Below are 16,003 nucleotides of genomic sequence, written 5' to 3'. Positions count from 1 at the left end.
CGTCGACAATGGGTGCCATGCGCACCCTGACGGCCATCGGCCACCGCGGCGATCCCTACCGCTTCCGTGAGAACACGCTGTCCTCCATCCGCTCCGCCTTCGCACGCGGGGCGGACGCGGTCGAGATCGACGTACGGCTGACCCGGGACGGGGAGCCGGTCCTCCTGCACGACGAGACGCTCGAACGGCTGTGGGGCCATGACGTGCGGCTGGACGCCGTCACGGCCCCGCAGCTGAGGGAGTTGACGGACGGCGGCGTCCCGACGCTGCGCGAGGCGCTGGCGGCGGCCGGAGAGGGCCGGGTGATGGTCGACCTGCCGGGCGCGACGTACGAGGCGGTGCGGAAGGTCGTCGGACAGGTCCGCGAGTACGGGGCCCGCGACCGCACTTCGTACTGCGCGGGCCCGAACACCATGCTGGAGGTGCGGGCCGCCGACCCGGACGCGGAGATCGCGCTGACCTGGACGACGCTGTCGCCGCCGCGCCGGGTGCTGATCGACGCGGTGTCACCGACCTGGCTCAACTACCGCTTCGGGCTGGTCGGTCCGGAGCTGGTGGACGCCCTGCACCGCGACGGGCTGCTGGTGTCGGCCTGGACCCCCGACACCAAGCGGTCGATGCGCAGGGTGGTCCGGGCCGGGGTGGACGCCGTCACCACCAACCGCCTGGACGCCTTGGCCGCGGTACGGGCCGACCTCGGCCGGTGACGGTCAGAGTCCGACGATGGCGTTCCAGCGGGCGGCGAGGGAGCGGCGTTCGGCCGAGGAGATGTCGCGGGCCACGGCCAGGCGGGCCCGCATCTGCTCGTCGGGGAAGATCAGCGGGTTCTCGGCCAGCGCGGCGGTCTCCTTGTCCTGCGAGCGGGCGAGCACCTCGCGTGCGGCCGGCACGGGGCAGACGTAGTTGACGGCGGCGGCGAGCTCGGCGGCCACCTCGGGCGCGTAGTAGTGGTCGATCAGCGCCTCGGCGTTGGCCTTGTGACGGGCCAGGTTGGGCACGAGCATGCTCTCCGCCCACAGTTCGGCGCCCTCCTCGGGGACGACGAACTCGATGTCGGGGTTGTCGGCCTTGAGCTGGATGGCGTCGCCCGAGTAGGCCTGGCAGGCCAGGACGTCGCCCTTGCTGAGGTCGGAGGTGTAGTCGTTGCCGGTGAAGCGGCGTATGTGCCTCTTCTTCACCATGCTCTCGACCTGGTCGCACATGCGGTGGAAGTCGGACTCGGTCCACCGGGTGACGTCCACGCCGTTGCCCTGCATCAGCAGGGCAAAGGACTCGTCGAGGCCGGAGAAGAGGGTGACCTTGCCCGCCAGGCCCGGGTGCCACAGGTCCCGTACGGACTTGATCTCCCGGCCCAGCGCCTTGCGGTTGTAGGCGATTCCGGTGATGCCCGACTGCCACGGGACGGTGTGCAGCCGGCCCCGGTCGAAGGCGGGGGCGCGCAGCTGCGGGTCGAGGTGTGCGGCCACGTTGGGCTGCCGGGCGCGGTCCAGCGTCTGGGCCCAGCCCAGGTGGACGAAGCGGGCGGCCATCCAGTCGCTGACCACCACGATGTCGTGGCCGGTGTCCTGGTGGTTCATCAGGGCCGGGCTGACCTTGCCGAAGAACTCGTCGTTGTCGTTGACCTCCTCGCTGTAGCGGACCTCGATGCCGGTCCGCTCGGTGAAGGCCTCCAGGGTGGGGCGGCGCTCCTCGTCGTTGTCGTCGGTGTCGATGTAGAGCGGCCAGTTGGAGAAGGTCAGGGTCCGCTCGCGGTCGGAGCGGTCCGGGCCTCCCCGCCGGTTCTCGGCCACGTAGGCGGCGGGCACGCCGCAGCCGGTGAGGGCCGCGAGCAGTCCGGCGGCACCGAGGCCGCGCAGCGTCGCGCGGCGGGAGAAGGCGGGTTCAGGCATGGGGAAAGCCTCGGGGAACGCGAAGAGGGCGGGCAATAGACACATTGTCCACTGCCCGCCCCCTCAGGGTCCTGCGGTGATCGATGCGACCGCCGTGACGGCAGGTCAGGCGTTGAGCGAGGTCATCACGTGCTTGATGCGGGTGTAGTCCTCGAAGCCGTAGGCGGAGAGGTCCTTGCCGTAGCCGGACTTCTTGAAGCCGCCGTGGGGCATCTCGGCGACGAGCGGGATGTGGGTGTTGATCCACACGCAGCCGAAGTCGAGGTGCTTGGACATGCGCATCGCACGGGCGTGGTCCTTGGTCCACACGGAGGAGGCGAGGGCGTACTCGACGCCGTTCGCGTACTCCAGGGCCTGGGCCTCGTCGGCGAAGGACTGGACGGTGATGACGGGGCCGAAGACCTCGTTCTGGATGATCTCGTCGTCCTGCTTCAGGCCCGAGACCACGGTGGGGGCGTAGAAGTAGCCCTTCTCGCCGACCTGGTGGCCGCCCGCCTCGACCTTGGCGTGGGCGGGGAGGCGCTCGATGAAGCCCGCGACCTGCTTGAGCTGGTTGGGGTTGTTCAGCGGGCCGTAGAGCACGTCCTCGTCGTCCGGCTGACCCGTCTTGGTGTCGGCCGCGGCCTTGGCGAGCGCGGCGACGAACTCGTCGTGGATGGACTGGTGCACGAGCACGCGGGTGGCGGCCGTACAGTCCTGGCCGGCGTTGAAGTAGCCGGCGACGGCGATGTCCTCGACGGCCTTGGCGATGTCGGCGTCCTCGAAGACGACGACCGGGGCCTTGCCGCCGAGCTCCAGGTGGACGCGCTTGACGTCCTTCGAGGCGCTCTCGGCGACCTGCATGCCGGCGCGCACCGAGCCGGTGATGGAGGCCATCGCCGGGGTGGAGTGCTCGACCATGGCCTTGCCGGTCTCGCGGTCGCCGCAGACGACGTTGAAGACGCCCTTGGGCAGGATGGAGTCGATGATCTCGGCCATCAGGACGGTGGAGGCCGGGGTGGTGTCCGAGGGCTTGAGCACCACGGTGTTGCCCGCGGCGATGGCCGGGGCGAACTTCCACACGGCCATCATCATCGGGTAGTTCCACGGCGCGACCTGGGCGCAGACGCCCACGGGCTCGCGGCGGATGATCGAGGTCATCCCGTCCATGTACTCGCCGGCCGAGCGGCCCTCGAGCAGGCGGGCCGCGCCCGCGAAGAAGCGGATCTGGTCCACCATCGGCGGCAGCTCCTCGCTGGCCGTCAGGCCCAGCGGCTTGCCGGTGTTCTCCGACTCGGCGGCCACGAGCTCGTCCGCCCGCGCCTCGAAGGCGTCGGCGATCTTGAGCAGGGCCTTCTGGCGCTCGGAGGGCGTGGTGTCGCGCCAGCCCGGGAAGGCGGCCGCGGCCGCGGCCATGGCCGCGTCGACATCGGCCTGGCCGGAGAGCGGGGCCGTGGCGTACACCTCGCCGGTGGCGGGGTTGACCACCTCGGTGGTCCGCCCGTCGGCGGCGTCCTTGAACTCTCCGCCGATGTAATTGCGCAGACGACGCAGTTCGGTGGTCACTACACCCACACTCCTGATCACATGTCCAACGATTGAGACGAGCCCCAAGCCTAGCCCCTCGGCGGACGCTTTCGACAGGGCCACATGCCGCCAACTACGAAATCAGCAAGATCGGCGACTCCAAACAACGGATTTCATCGATTCCGTCTTGCGGAACAGACGACTCCTCGTGCACAGTGAGGTCGTGGTCAGTCGAAGCGCAGATTCCCGGAACAGACAACCGTCCCCTTCGGTCGATGCTGTGTCCCTGGCGATCATCGAGCAACTGCAGGAGGACGGCCGCCGTCCCTACGCAGCCATCGGCAAGGCCGTGGGCCTGTCGGAGGCGGCCGTGCGCCAGCGCGTGCAGAAGCTGCTCGACCAGGGCGTCATGCAGATCGTCGCCGTCACCGACCCCCTCACCGTCGGTCTTCGGCGCCAGGCCATGGTCGGCATCAACGTCGAGGGCGACGTCGATCCGGTGGCCGAAGCACTGGCCCAGATGGCCGAGTGCGAGTACGTGGTGATGACCGCGGGCTCGTTCGACCTGATCGTCGAGATCGTCTGCGAGGACGACGACCACTTGCTGGAGACGATCAACAAGAGGATCCGCGCGCTCCCCGGCGTGCGATCAACCGAAAGCTTCGTTTACCTGAAGCTGAAGAAGCAGACCTACATGTGGGGAACTCGATAGCCCGTGAGCCAAGACCTCTCCAAAACCGCGTATGACCACCTGTGGATGCACTTCACCCGCATGTCGTCGTACGAGAACTCCCCCGTGCCGACCATCGTCCGCGGTGAGGGCACGTACATCTTCGACGACAAGGGCAAGCGCTACCTCGACGGTCTCGCCGGACTGTTCGTGGTCAACGCCGGTCACGGCCGCAAGGAGCTCGCCGAGGTCGCCTACAAGCAGGCCCAGGAGCTCGCGTTCTTCCCCGTGTGGTCGTACGCGCACCCCAAGGCCGTGGAACTCGCCGAGCGCCTCGCCGACTACGCGCCCGGCGACCTGAACAAGGTCTTCTTCACCACGGGCGGCGGCGAGGCTGTCGAAACCGCCTGGAAGCTCGCCAAGCAGTACTACAAGCTGCAGGGCAAGCCCACCAAGTACAAGGTGATCTCCCGCGCGGTCGCCTACCACGGCACCCCGCAGGGCGCGCTGTCCATCACCGGCCTGCCGGCCCTGAAGGCCCCCTTCGAGCCGCTGGTCCCGGGTGCGCACAAGGTGCCCAACACCAACATCTACCGTGCCCCGATCCACGGCGACGACCCCGAGGCCTTCGGCCGCTGGTGCGCCGACCAGATCGAGCAGCAGATCCTCTTCGAGGGCGCCGACACCGTCGCCGCCGTCTTCCTGGAGCCGGTGCAGAACGCCGGCGGCTGCTTCCCGCCGCCGCCCGGGTACTTCCAGCGGGTCCGCGAGATCTGCGACGAGTACGACGTGCTGCTCGTCTCCGACGAGACCATCTGCGCCTTCGGCCGCCTCGGCACGATGTTCGCCTGTGACAAGTTCGGCTACATCCCGGACATGATCACCTGTGCCAAGGGCATGACCTCGGGCTACTCCCCGATCGGTGCCTGCATCGTGTCGGACCGCGTCGCCGAGCCCTTCTACAAGGGCGCCAACACCTTCCTGCACGGCTACACCTTCGGCGGCCACCCCGTGTCCTCCGCGGTGGCCATCGCCAACCTCGACATCTTCGACAAGGAAGGCCTCAACCAGCACGTGCTGGACAACGAGTCCGCCTTCCTGAAGACGCTGCAGAAGCTGCACGACCTGCCGATCGTCGGCGACGTCCGCGGCAACGGCTACTTCTACGGCATCGAGCTCGTCAAGGACAAGGTCACCAAGGAGTCCTTCACGGACGAGGAGACCGAGCGCGTGCTCTACGGCTTCCTGTCCAAGGCGCTCTTCGACAACGGCCTGTACTGCCGGGCCGACGACCGCGGCGACCCGGTCATCCAGCTGGCCCCGCCGCTCACCGCCGACCAGGGCACCTTCGACGAGATCGAAGGCATCCTGCGCTCGGTGCTCACCGAGGCGTGGACCAAGCTGTAGGACGAAGCCGCAGGGCCGGCCCGCAGGGGCCCGGCTTTACACGGGCCCGGCTGCACATAGGCCCGATGACACGGCCCGGACCCCCGTTCGAGTGAGAACGGGAAGGTCCGGGCCGTGTGCTGTCACCGTCCGGGACGTTCATCTCTTTACATCTCAGTGCGGGCGCCAGTGACCGAAGCGGCTCCGCTTCGTTCCCCCGGACGGAGGTGTACGCCATGGTGGCTCCACCGGACAACGCCCCACCGGACAATGACGTCCTGTGGGCACGGTCCGTTCACTACTCCCACTGGGATTCCGCCCGGACGAAGTCCCAGGGGGGCTCGCCCGGCCTCATCGGGGTCTCGATCAGCGTCCGCCAGGGCGAGATCCTCGCCGTGACCGGCCCGCGCGGCAGCGGCAAGACCACCCTGCTGAAATGCCTGGCAGGCCGGCTCGTTCCCGAGCAGGGCGAGGTCTGGTTCAACAGCGTCCCCGTCCACACCATGGGCACCACCGCCCGCGAGCAGCTGCGCCGCGAGCGGTTCGGCTGGATCGGCCCCGAGCCGGCCCTGCTGCCCGAGCTGACCGCGTGGGAGAACGCGGCCCTGCCCCTGCTCCTCTCGGGCGCCTCCCACCGCACCGCCAAACACGCCGCCCGCGCCTGGCTGGACCGCCTCGACATCGGCGGCCTCGCCCGCAAGCGCCCCCGCGGGCTCACCCGTGCCGAGGCCCAGCGCATCGCCCTCGCCCGCGCCCTGGTCAACGAGCCCGCGGTGATCTTCGCCGACGAGCCCACCGCCCCGCTGCACCGCACCGAGCGCTCCCTGCTCCTGCGCACCCTCACCACCGCGGCCCGCTCCCACGGGATCACCGTGCTGCTGGCCACCCACGAGGAGGACACCGCGGCCGTCGCCGACCGCTGCTTCGCCCTCCTCGACGGCCGTCCCGCCGGGACGGCCGGCACCGTGCCCGGCGGTCCCGGCGACACCCCGGAGGACCAGGCCGCGTGCTCGCTCTCCGCCTAGCCCGCGGCTCCGGCCCGCTGCTGCAGCTGCGCCGGCTGCTGGTCGCCGCCGCCTGCGCCGGCGCCGCCTTCCTGCTGCTCTTCGTCCTGGCCGGAGCCGCCGCCCGGCCTGCCGGATCGTTCCCGCGGCTGCTGTGGGCCCTGGTCCCGCTCGCCGCCGCGGTGCAGTTCGCCGTCGCCGTCGCCCGGACCGACCCCGCGAGCCGGAGCCGCGCCGGGATGGACGCCGTCGGGCTGGGACCCGTACGGCTCGCGCTCGTCGCCGCGGTCTCCACCGGCGTCTGCGGGGCCCTGGGCAGCGCCCTGGCCCTGGCCGCCTTCCTCCACCTGCGCGGCGACCTCGCCGGGCTGCCCTTCGACGGCGCCGGGGCCGGGCTCCTCCACGCCGACCGGCCGCTGCCCCTCGCCGCCGCCCTCACCCTGCTGGCCCTGGTCCCGCTGAGCGCCGCGGCCGCCACGGCCCTCGCCCTGCGCCCGCACACCCCGCCCGCTCCGCAGAACGGGCTGCCCTGGGGCATCGCCCTGACCGCCTGCGGGCTCGCCGTGCAGGCATGGGCCGGGCGCGGCGGCGCCGGGATCCCGGCCGGCTGGGCCCTGACCGCCGCCGGGCTCGCCCTCGCCGGGCCGGGCCTCGCCCACGCCTGCGGGGCCCTGGTCCAGGCCGTCCGCCCCGGCGCCCTGCGGCTGCTGGCCGGGCGGGCCCTGCAGGAAGAGGCGCCCCGGCTGGGCCGGCCCCTCGGAGTGCTGTGCGCGGTGGGTGCGGCCACCCTGACCGCCCTGGCCCTGCCCGGCGGGGGCGCCCTCGGCGCCGGCGGCCCGCTGGGCCCGCTGACCGGTCCGGCCGCCGCCCTGGTCGGCGCCTGCGCCGCCGCCACGCTGCTCGCCTCCGCCGTGGAGGTCCGCCAGGCCCGCACCGCCGCCCGCACGGTCCTGCTCGACCTCGGCGCCCCCGCCGCGGTCCTGCGCACGGCCGCCGGCCTGCGGGCCGCCGCGCTGCTCGCCGGCTGCGTACCGGTCAGCTGGGGTGTGGCGCAGCTGACGTCGCTGGTGCTGACCCGCTGACGCGCGCAGCGCTTAGGGTGGGCCGAATGGTCAACGCAGACATCGAGATCGAGACGCTCGCCGAGTTCGACCGGGTCGTCTCCCGCGGCTCGCTCAGCGGCTACCGCATCCAGTCGGTCAACCTGCTGGACCGCACCTTCGCCCTGCTGTCCGCCGACACCTCCCACGCCGTGTTCCTCGGCTGCCCGATGGAGCCCGACGCGTCCGTCAAGGTCCGCGCGGACGGCGCCCTGGTCTTCCCGCCGGTGCCGGACCTGCCGTTCAACCCCTACCGGGGCCTGCTGTACACGGCCGACGAGCTCTTCGAGGGACTGTCCGCCGGGTACGAGGCCACCCGGGACGCCGAGACCTACGCCTGGTACCAGCAGACCAAGGCCGACGGCGACGTCCTGTCCTCGATGCTGCGCTCCCTCCACGACGACGCCGTCTCCGACGCCCTCGACGAACACCTCGCCGGCGCCCGCGTGGTCGGTGTCATGGGCGGCCACGCACTGGCCCGCGGCGCCGACGGCTACCGGGGCGCCGCCGAGCTGGCCCGGACCCTGGCCCGCTCCGGGCTGACCGTGGCCACCGGCGGCGGTCCCGGAGCCATGGAGGCGGCCAACCTCGGCGCCCACCTGGCCCCGGCCCCCGACGACGCCCTGCCGGAGGCGCTGGAGATGCTGGCCAAGGCCCCGTCCTTCACGCCCTCGGTGTCCGACTGGGCCCGGACGGCGTTCGCCGTCCGGGACCGCTGGCCCGACGGCGGCGACTCGGTGGGCATCCCGACCTGGTTCTACGGGCACGAGCCGCCGAACGCCTTCGCAAGCCACATCGCCAAGTACTTCGCGAACGCCACCCGCGAGGACGGGCTGTTGTCCCGGTCCGATGCGGGCGTGGTGTTCCTGCCGGGCGCGGCGGGCACCGTACAGGAGGTCTTCGACAACGCGACCCCGAACCACTACGCATCGCGCGGCGAGCCGACGCCGATGGTGCTGGTCGGGCGCACGCACTGGACCGAGCACCTGCCCGTGTGGCCGCTGCTGCAGGCCCTGGCCCGCGGCCGGGCCATGGAGTCGCGCATCGCACTGGTGGACTCGGTGGAGGAGGTCCCGGCGGCGCTCGCCGCAATGGGCTGACGGTACGAGGCAACTTCGGGGGCCGTTCTCACGTCTGGCAGAGGTACCGCAAAACCTGCCAGACGTGAACGGAGCGCTCGGTGCTCATAGGCCTGCTGACCGCGATAGCGGCGTCCATCTGCTACGGCACGGGATCCGTCCTGCAAGCCGTCGGCTCGCGCCGCGCGGCCCGTACGACCCCCGCCGAGGCCGGGGTGACCGCACACGGCGGCCCCAACCTGTCGTCCACCGCCAAGGCGGCGATGACGTGGGAGTTCATCCTCGGCACCATCCTCGACTTCGCAGGCTTCGGCCTGGGCGCGCTCGCCGCCCGGCTGCTGCCCCTCTTCCTCTCCCAGACGGTCATCAGCGCCAACCTGGTGATCACGGCGGTGCTCAGCGTGCGGATGCTCGGCATCCGGCTCACCCGCAAGGAGTGGATCTCCATCGGCGTGGTGTGCGCGGCGCTGGTGCTGCTGGCCACGGCCGCCGGGCACGAGGGCGCCCACCACGCCCCGATGTCCACGCACTGGTGGCTGTTCGGCGTGACCCTGCTGATCATCGTCGGCGGCACGGTCGCGGTACGGCTGCTGGGCGCGCGGGCGGCGATCCTCGCGGGTCTGCTGTCGGGCCTGGCCTTCGGCGCGCTCGGCGTCGGCGTGCGGATCCTGAACGGCATCGACCCGTTCGACATCGCCTCGCTGCTCGGCGACCCCGCCCTGTACGCCATCGTGCTGGCCGGCGTCGGCGGCATGTACCTGCACACCGTCGCCCTCCAGATCGGCTCCGTCAACGGCGCCACGGCCGCGCTGGTGGTCGGCGAGACCGTCCTGCCCGGCGCGATCGGAGTGCTCTGGCTGGGCGATGCGTCGCGGCCGGGGCTGGCCTGGCTGGCCGTGCTGGGCTTCGTCCTCGCGGTGGCCGGCGCGGTGGCCGTCGCCTGGTACGGCAACCACGACGGGGCGCAGGACCCCGCCGAGGCCGCGGAGCCGGAGCCGGCCGGGGTCCGCTAGGCGCTCACGGACCCCGCTGCCGGACGGCCGACGCGGGCGGCGGGCTTCCGGGCGGCGCCCTACCGTGAGGGGATGGAGCAGCGTCCCGACCGGGTGGCGCCGGCGGCGTTCACGGCCGGCGCCGTGCTCGCGGGCGGCAATGCGGTCGGGGTGCGGATCTGCCTGCGCGAACTCGACCCGCTGTGGGGCGCCGCCCTCCGGTTCGGGGTGGCGGCGCTGCTGCTGGCCGGCGTCATGGCCGCCCTGCGCCTGCCGCTGCCGCGCGGCCGGGCCCTCGCCGGCGCCGTGGCGTACGGGTTGCTCAACTTCGGCGTCACCTTCGCCCTGACGTACTACGCGCTCGTGGAGATCCACGCCGGGCTCGGGCAGACGCTGCTCGCGCTGGTCCCGCTGGTCACCCTGCTCCTCGCCGTGGTCCAGGGGCAGGAGCGCTTCCGGGCCTCGGCGGCCGCGGGCACCCTGTGCGCCCTGGCCGGGGTCGCGGTGATCTCCCGGGCGCCGCTGCAGGCGTCGGTGCCGCTGCTGTCCTTCGCGGCGCTGCTCGCGAGCGTGCTGTCGTTCGCCGAGGCGGCCGTGCTCGTGCAGCGGATCCCGAGGGTGCACCCGGTGACGATGAACGCGGTCGGGATGGGCGCCGGCACCGCGGCCCTGTTCGCCGCGTCGGCCGCGGCGGGGGACCGCTGGGTGCTGCCCGGGCGCGCCGCGACGTGGTGGGCGCTGCTGTACCTGGTCGTCGCGGGTTCGGTGCTGGTCTTCGTCTTCTACCTGCTGGTGATCCAGCGCTGGGGCGCGGCCCGGGCCGCGTACGCGTTCGTGGCGGTCCCGGTGGTCGCGATCCTCGCCTCGGCCTGGCTCGACGCCGAGCCGCTGACCGCCTCGCTGCTGCTGGGCACCCCGCTCGTCCTGGCCGGGGTGTACCTGGGGGCGCTGCGGGGGAGCAGCCGTTCCCGGGCCCGGCCCCGGCCGGCTAGGCGGACGGGAGGACGACCACCTGGGACGGGGCGAACGTGACGCCGACCCGGTCCCCGGGGGACGGGGCTCCGGCCAGGTCGCACTCGGCCTCCAGCGGCGGTCCCTGCGCCGGGCGGAGCAGCAGGGCGACGTGCGTGCCGCGGAAGGTCCGCGAGAGCACCTCGCACGGCAGGCCGTCCGTGCCGAGCAGGACCCCCGCCGGGCGGATCAGTACCTGCTGGTCGCCCTCCGGGGAGCCGTCGGGCACCGGGACCTTGCCCCAGGCGGTCGCCGCGGCGCCGCCCGAGACGGTGGCCGGGGCCACGTTCTGGAAGCCGAGGAAGCGCGCCACGAACACCGAGGCGGGCCGCTGCCATACCTCCAGCGGCGTACCGGCCTGCGCGATGCGGCCCTCGCGCATCACCACCACCCGGTCGGCGAGGGCGAACGCCTCGCCCTGGTCGTGGGTGACCGCCAGCACCGTGGTGCCCAGCCGGGAGAACAGCTCGCGCAGTTCCACCACGAGGCGCTCGCGCAGCCCCCGGTCCAGCTGTCCCAGCGGCTCGTCCAGCATCAGCAGCCGCGGCGAGGGCGCCAGCGCCCGGGCCAGGGCGACCCGCTGCTGCTCGCCGCCCGACAGGGAGGACACCGAGCGGCGCTGGGCGCCGGGCAGCCCGACCAGCTCCAGCAGCTCCGCGACCCGCGCGGCGTGTGCCGCGCGCGCCCGCGCCCCGCGCCCGGATCCGTCCGCGGAGCCGCGCATGCGCAGGCCGAAGGCCACGTTCCCGGCGACGTCCCGGTGCGGGAAGAGCTGGTGGTCCTGGAACATCAGGCCGACCCCGCGCCGGTGCACGGGCACCCGCGCCTGGTCCGCACCGCCCAGCAGGACCCGGCCGGCCGACACCGGCTGGAGCCCGGCGACGACCCGCAGCAGAGTGGACTTGCCGCTGCCGCTCGGCCCGAGCACGCACACGATCTCGTGCTCGGCGACCTCGAGGTCCACGGAGTCGACGACGGTGCGCTCTCCGAATCGGACCGACACGCCGGCCAGTTCGAGCAACGTCATCAGAACTCTCCCGAGGTCTTGTCGGGGCGCAGCCGCTCCAGCACCAGCAGGGACACCGCGCACACCAGCATCAGAATCGTGCTCAGGGCCATCGCCTGCCCGTAGTTCAGCTCGCCGGCCCGCCCGAGCAGCCGGGCCACGGCCACCGGCAGCGTCGGCCGGTCCGGCCGTGCGATGAAGACGGTCGCGCCGAACTCGCCCAGCGAGACTGCGAAGGCGAAGCCGGCCGCGATCAGCAGGGCCCGCCGCACCAGCGGCAGGTCCACCTCCCGCCAGGCCCGCAGCGGGGACGCGCCGAGCACGGCGGCGGCCTCCCGCAGCCGCGCGTCCACGGCCCGCAGCACCGGCAGCATGGTCCGCACCACGAACGGCACGCCGACCAGCGCCTGTGCCAGCGGCACCAGGATCCACGAGGTCCGCAGGTCCAGCGGCGGCTCGTCCAGGGTGATCAGGAAGCCGAAGCCGACCGTCACCGCGGAGACCCCGAGCGGGAGCATCAGCAGCGCGTCGAAGCCGCGGACGAACCGGCCCCCGCGCCGGGTGAGGGCGGCCGCGGCCAGCCCGCCGATCAGCACGGCGATGGCGGTGGCGGCCAGCGCGTACTGCAGGGAGTTCCAGATCGCCTCCAGCGGCGGGACCAGGAACGTTCCGCCGCCGGCGCCCGCGCTCTGCAGCGCCCGGTAGAAGCCGAACCCGTACCCGCCGGGGGCGTCGAGGGACCGCTCCACCAGGACCCCCAGCGGCAGCACGACCAGCAGCGCCACGCTCAGCAGCACCCCGCCCAGCAGCGCCCACTGCCCGGCGCCGCGCGGCCGGTGCACGGTCCGGGCGGGGTCCACGAGCCGCAGCGCGGTCTCACGCCGGCGCACCGTCCAGGCGTGCACGCCGAGGATCATCAGGACGGCGGCGAACTGCACCATCGTCAGGACGGCGGCCGTGGGCAGGTCCAGCAGCTGTGCGGTCTGCCGGTAGACCTCGACCTCCAGGGTGGCGTACGAGGGCCCGCCGAGGATCTGCACGACGCCGAAGGAGGTGAAGGTGAACAGGAACACCATCAGCGCGGCGGCGGCCACCGCCGGGGCCAGCGCCGGCAGCGTCACGCGCCGCCACGCGGCGAAGCGCCCGGCGCCCAGCACCCGGGCGGCCTCCTCCTGCCGCGGGTCGAGCTGGGCCCACAGCCCGCCGACCGTGCGGACGACGACCGCGTAGTTGAAGAAGACGTGGGCGAGGAGGATCGCCCAGACCGTGGTGTCCAGCCGGACGCCCCACAGCTCCTGGAGCAGCCCGCCCCGCCCGACCAGCGCCAGGAAGGCGGTCCCGACGACCACGGTCGGCAGCACGAACGGAACGGTGACCACGGCCCGCAGCAGCTGCTTGCCGCGGAAGTCGAACCGCGCGAAGGCGTACGCGCCGGGCAGTGCGATCAGCAGGGTCAGCGCGGTCGACGCGAGCGCCTGCCAGGTGGTGAACCACAGGACGTCGGCGATGTCGGGCCGGGAGAGCACCTCGCCGATGCGGCCGAGCTGCCAGCCCTCGTCGGTCTTGACGCCCCGGCCGACGATCGCGGCGACGGGACAGGCGAAGAACAGCCCGAAGAAGGCCAGCGGTACGGCCATCAGGGCGAGCCTGACGGCCGTACCGCGTGCGCCCTCGCGCGGCGCGGCTGCGCCTGCGCGGGGGCGACCTTCGCCTGCGTCTGCGCCTGCGCCTGCGGGGTCTACTTCACGACGATCGAGGACCACGTCTTGACCCACTGCTCACGGTTCTTGGCGATGGTCTCGGGAGCCACGTTCTCCGGCTTCTCGATGACCACGCCGTGCTTCGTGAACAGCTCCGGCAGCTTCGCGTCCTTGACCACCGGGTTCACGAACATCTGGAGCGGCATGTCCTCCTGGAACTTCTTGCCGATCAGGAAGTCGATCAGCGCCTTGCCGCCCTCCTCGTTCTTCGCGCCCTTGAGCAGGCCGGCGAACTCGATCTGGCGGAAGCAGGTGCCGGTGGACACGCCCGTGGGGGCCTCGGCCGGCTGCGGCTCGCCGTAGAGCACCTCGACCGGCGGGCTGGAGGCGTAGGAGACGACCAGCGGGCGGTCGCCCTTGGCCTTCTTGCCGCCCGCGGAGCCGGAGAAGCGCTCGTTGTAGGCCTGCTCCCAGCCGTCGACGACCTCGACGCCGTTGGCCTTCAGCTTGGTCCAGTAGTCCTTCCAGCCGTCTTCGCCGTACTTGCCGACGGTGGCGAGCAGGAAGCCGAGGCCGGGCGAGGAGGTCGCCGCGTTCTCGGTGACGAGCAGGCCCTTGTACTCGGGCTTGACCAGGTCGTCCAGCGTCTGCGGCGGGGCGAGCTTCTTGTCGGCGAAGTACGCCTTGTCGTAGTTGACGCAGATGTCGCCGGAGTCGACCGGGGTGACCCGGTGCTGCTTGTCGAGGACGTACTCGGGCTTGACCCCGTCCAGGCCCTTGGCCTCGTACGGCGTGAAGATGCCGTTGTCGAGGGCGCGGGAGAGCAGGGTGTTGTCCACGCCGAAGAACACGTCGCCGCGCGGCGAGCCCTTGGTGAGGATCTCCTGGTTGAGGGCGGCGCCCGCGTCCCCGGACTTGAGGACCTTCACGGTGTAGCCGCTCTGCTGCTCGAACTCCTTGAGGACCGTGTCGGTCACGTTGAAGGAGTCGTGCGAGACGAGCGTGATCGTCTTCTGCTTCGGCGACTCGCTCCCGCCGGCGGCCGGCTTGTCGTTGCCGCCGCCGCAGGCGCTGAGCGTGGTCACGCCGAGCGCGGTCGCGAGCACAGCGCCCGCGATCTTCCTGGTGGTGCTCACTGGTGGATTCCTCCTGGAGTGACCAGGAGAAGACGCGGCCCTGCCCGGCGCTGTCAGGAGCGGACGCCGGGCAGGGCGCAACAGCTTGAGTGATGACCGAACTTCCTACCCCGAATGACCGGGGCGAGGTTCAGAGGGTCTGCGGTGGACGGTGACCGCACTCTCAGCGCTGTGGCGCTCCCCTGTCGGAATATGCAAATAGGTACGGCCACAGACTACCCCGTGGCCGCACCCGGCCCTGCGGGAAACCGCAGGTAAGTGTGCAGGTCAGCGCGTCAGCACGGGTCCGTGCCGGTCAGCGCCGGTCAGGGCGCGCGTCAGCGCTCCGATGCGGCGAGCTGGCCGCAGGCGCCGTCGATCTCCTGGCCGCGCGTGTCGCGCACCGTCACCGGCACGCCGTGGCGGGCGATGGCCTCGACGAAGGCCCGCTCGTCCTCGGGGCGCGAGGCGGTCCACTTCGAGCCCGGCGTCGGGTTCAGCGGGATCAGGTTGACGTGGACGCGCTTGCCCTTGAGGAGCCGGCCGAGGAGGTCACCGCGCCAGGCCTGGTCGTTGATGTCGCGGATCAGGGCGTACTCGATGGAGACCCGGCGGCCGGACTTCTCGGCGTACTCCCAGGCCGCGTCGAGGACCTCGCGGACCTTCCAGCGGGTGTTCACCGGGACCAGGGTGTCGCGCAGCTCGTCGTCCGGCGCGTGCAGCGAGACGGCGAGGCGGCACTTGAAGCCCTCGTCGGCGAAGCGGTGGATGGCCGGGACCAGGCCGACGGTGGAGACGGTGATCCCGCGCTGCGACAGGCCGAGGCCGTCGGGCTCCGGGTCGGTCAGGCGGCGGATGGCGCCGACCACGCGGTTGTAGTTGGCCAGCGGCTCGCCCATGCCCATGAAGACGATGTTGGACAGGCGGGCCGGGCCGCCGGGGACCTCGCCGTCGCGCAGGGCGCGCATGCCGTCGACGATCTGGTGCACGATCTCGGCGGTGGACAGGTTCCGGTCCAGGCCGGCCTGGCCGGTGGCGCAGAACGGGCAGTTCATGCCGCAGCCGGCCTGCGAGGAGATGCACATGGTGACCCGGTCGGGGTAGCGCATCAGCACGGACTCCACGAGCGTGCCGTCGTGCAGCTTCCACAGGGTCTTGCGGGTGGTGTCGTCGTCGCAGGAGATGTGCCGGACGACCGACATCAGGTCCGGCAGCAGCTCCTGCTGGAGCTTCTCGCGGGAGCCGGCCGGGATGTCCGTCCACTCGGCCGGGTCGTGCGCGTAGCGCGCGAAGTAGTGCTGCGAGAGCTGCTTGGCCCGGAACGGCTTCTCGCCGATCGCGGCGACCGCCTCGCGGCGCTCGGCGGGCGTGAGGTCGGCCAGGTGCCGGGGCGGCTTCTTCGCCCCCTTGGGCGCGACGAAGGTGAGCTCTCCCGGAGCGGGGCGGGGTGCCATGATCGGTCCTTCCTCAGGGCGACGAGGTCCGACGACCTCCGTACGGGCGGAGGTGATGGCGGTGGCGCGTCCGCGCCGGAGACCTCACACG

General features: G+C 72.3%; 14 protein-coding genes and 1 riboswitch. Of the genes, 8 read left to right on the top strand and 6 right to left on the bottom strand.

All coding sequences use genetic code 11. From position 1 onward, the window contains the following. Window positions 1-17: 17 nt before the first annotated feature. Window positions 18-707 (top strand): glycerophosphodiester phosphodiesterase, encoded by a 690-nt coding sequence (locus tag AB0F11_RS20945; RefSeq protein WP_362175733.1) that lies wholly within the window; start codon window positions 18-20, stop codon window positions 705-707. 3 nt (window positions 708-710) lie between these two features. On the opposite strand, the gene AB0F11_RS20940 is transcribed toward AB0F11_RS20945, so the two are convergent. After that, the gene (locus AB0F11_RS20940) at window positions 711-1,889 is read right to left on the bottom strand and encodes a spermidine/putrescine ABC transporter substrate-binding protein (RefSeq protein WP_362175731.1); all 1,179 of its coding nucleotides are present in this window, start codon (window positions 1,887-1,889) and stop codon (window positions 711-713) included. Window positions 1,890-1,994: 105 nt separating this feature from the next. Beyond that, a complete protein-coding gene (locus AB0F11_RS20935; RefSeq protein WP_362175728.1) occupies window positions 1,995-3,434 on the bottom strand; it encodes a gamma-aminobutyraldehyde dehydrogenase in 1,440 nt (479 codons plus the stop codon). Between the two features lie 169 nt (window positions 3,435-3,603). On the opposite strand from AB0F11_RS20935, the gene AB0F11_RS20930 reads away from it, so the two are divergent. The 7 genes from AB0F11_RS20930 (at window position 3,604) to AB0F11_RS20900 (ending at window position 10,658) form a co-directional block, all read left to right on the top strand. Then, window positions 3,604-4,107: an Lrp/AsnC family transcriptional regulator gene (locus AB0F11_RS20930; RefSeq protein ID WP_362175726.1), complete on the top strand. Its 504-nt coding sequence runs from the start codon at window positions 3,604-3,606 to the stop codon at window positions 4,105-4,107. A gap of 3 nt (window positions 4,108-4,110) precedes the next feature. Then, on the top strand, window positions 4,111-5,472 hold the full coding sequence (locus AB0F11_RS20925; RefSeq protein WP_362175723.1) for an aspartate aminotransferase family protein: 1,362 nt from the start codon (window positions 4,111-4,113) through the stop codon (window positions 5,470-5,472). 206 nt (window positions 5,473-5,678) lie between these two features. Continuing rightward, window positions 5,679-6,476, top strand: a complete 798-nt coding sequence (locus AB0F11_RS20920) for an ATP-binding cassette domain-containing protein (protein WP_362175720.1) — start codon at window positions 5,679-5,681, stop codon at window positions 6,474-6,476. Then, window positions 6,458-7,537, top strand: coding sequence for a hypothetical protein (locus AB0F11_RS20915; protein WP_362175718.1), 1,080 nt, complete (start codon window positions 6,458-6,460; stop codon window positions 7,535-7,537). Before AB0F11_RS20920 ends, AB0F11_RS20915 begins: the two co-directional genes overlap by 19 nt. Before the next feature lie 26 nt (window positions 7,538-7,563). Continuing rightward, the gene (locus AB0F11_RS20910) at window positions 7,564-8,655 is read left to right on the top strand and encodes a Rossmann fold nucleotide-binding protein (RefSeq protein WP_362175716.1); all 1,092 of its coding nucleotides are present in this window, start codon (window positions 7,564-7,566) and stop codon (window positions 8,653-8,655) included. Between the two features lie 80 nt (window positions 8,656-8,735). Then, complete coding sequence (locus tag AB0F11_RS20905; protein ID WP_362175713.1) at window positions 8,736-9,647, top strand: hypothetical protein; 912 nt, start codon at window positions 8,736-8,738, stop codon at window positions 9,645-9,647. Window positions 9,648-9,719: 72 nt separating this feature from the next. Then, a complete protein-coding gene (locus AB0F11_RS20900; protein ID WP_362175711.1) occupies window positions 9,720-10,658 on the top strand; it encodes an EamA family transporter in 939 nt (312 codons plus the stop codon). Here the strand turns inward: AB0F11_RS20900 and AB0F11_RS20895 are convergent. The 4 genes from AB0F11_RS20895 to rlmN all read right to left on the bottom strand — a co-directional run bounded on the left by AB0F11_RS20895 (window position 10,615) and on the right by rlmN (window position 15,912). Beyond that, the gene (locus AB0F11_RS20895; protein WP_362175708.1) at window positions 10,615-11,664 is read right to left on the bottom strand and encodes an ABC transporter ATP-binding protein; all 1,050 of its coding nucleotides are present in this window, start codon (window positions 11,662-11,664) and stop codon (window positions 10,615-10,617) included. The two genes, AB0F11_RS20900 and AB0F11_RS20895, sit on opposite strands and share 44 nt — an antisense overlap. Beyond that, entirely contained in the window at window positions 11,664-13,280 is a 1,617-nt protein-coding gene (locus tag AB0F11_RS20890) for an iron ABC transporter permease (RefSeq protein ID WP_362175707.1), read from the bottom strand. Before AB0F11_RS20890 ends, AB0F11_RS20895 begins: the two co-directional genes overlap by 1 nt. A 101-nt stretch (window positions 13,281-13,381) precedes the next feature. Continuing rightward, on the bottom strand, window positions 13,382-14,479 hold the full coding sequence (locus tag AB0F11_RS20885; protein ID WP_362175704.1) for a thiamine ABC transporter substrate-binding protein: 1,098 nt from the start codon (window positions 14,477-14,479) through the stop codon (window positions 13,382-13,384). An 84-nt stretch (window positions 14,480-14,563) separates the two neighbouring features. After that, window positions 14,564-14,673: riboswitch (TPP riboswitch) on the bottom strand. Between the two features lie 123 nt (window positions 14,674-14,796). Then, the gene (rlmN, locus tag AB0F11_RS20880; RefSeq protein ID WP_362175701.1) at window positions 14,797-15,912 is read right to left on the bottom strand and encodes a 23S rRNA (adenine(2503)-C(2))-methyltransferase RlmN; all 1,116 of its coding nucleotides are present in this window, start codon (window positions 15,910-15,912) and stop codon (window positions 14,797-14,799) included. Between the last annotated feature and the right edge of the window lie 91 nt (window positions 15,913-16,003).

The sequence above is a fragment of the Streptomyces sp. NPDC032472 genome, assembly GCF_040636955.1.
Classification (GTDB): Bacteria; Actinomycetota; Actinomycetes; order Streptomycetales; family Streptomycetaceae; genus Streptomyces.
This window is presented reverse-complemented; position numbering and strand designations above follow the sequence as displayed.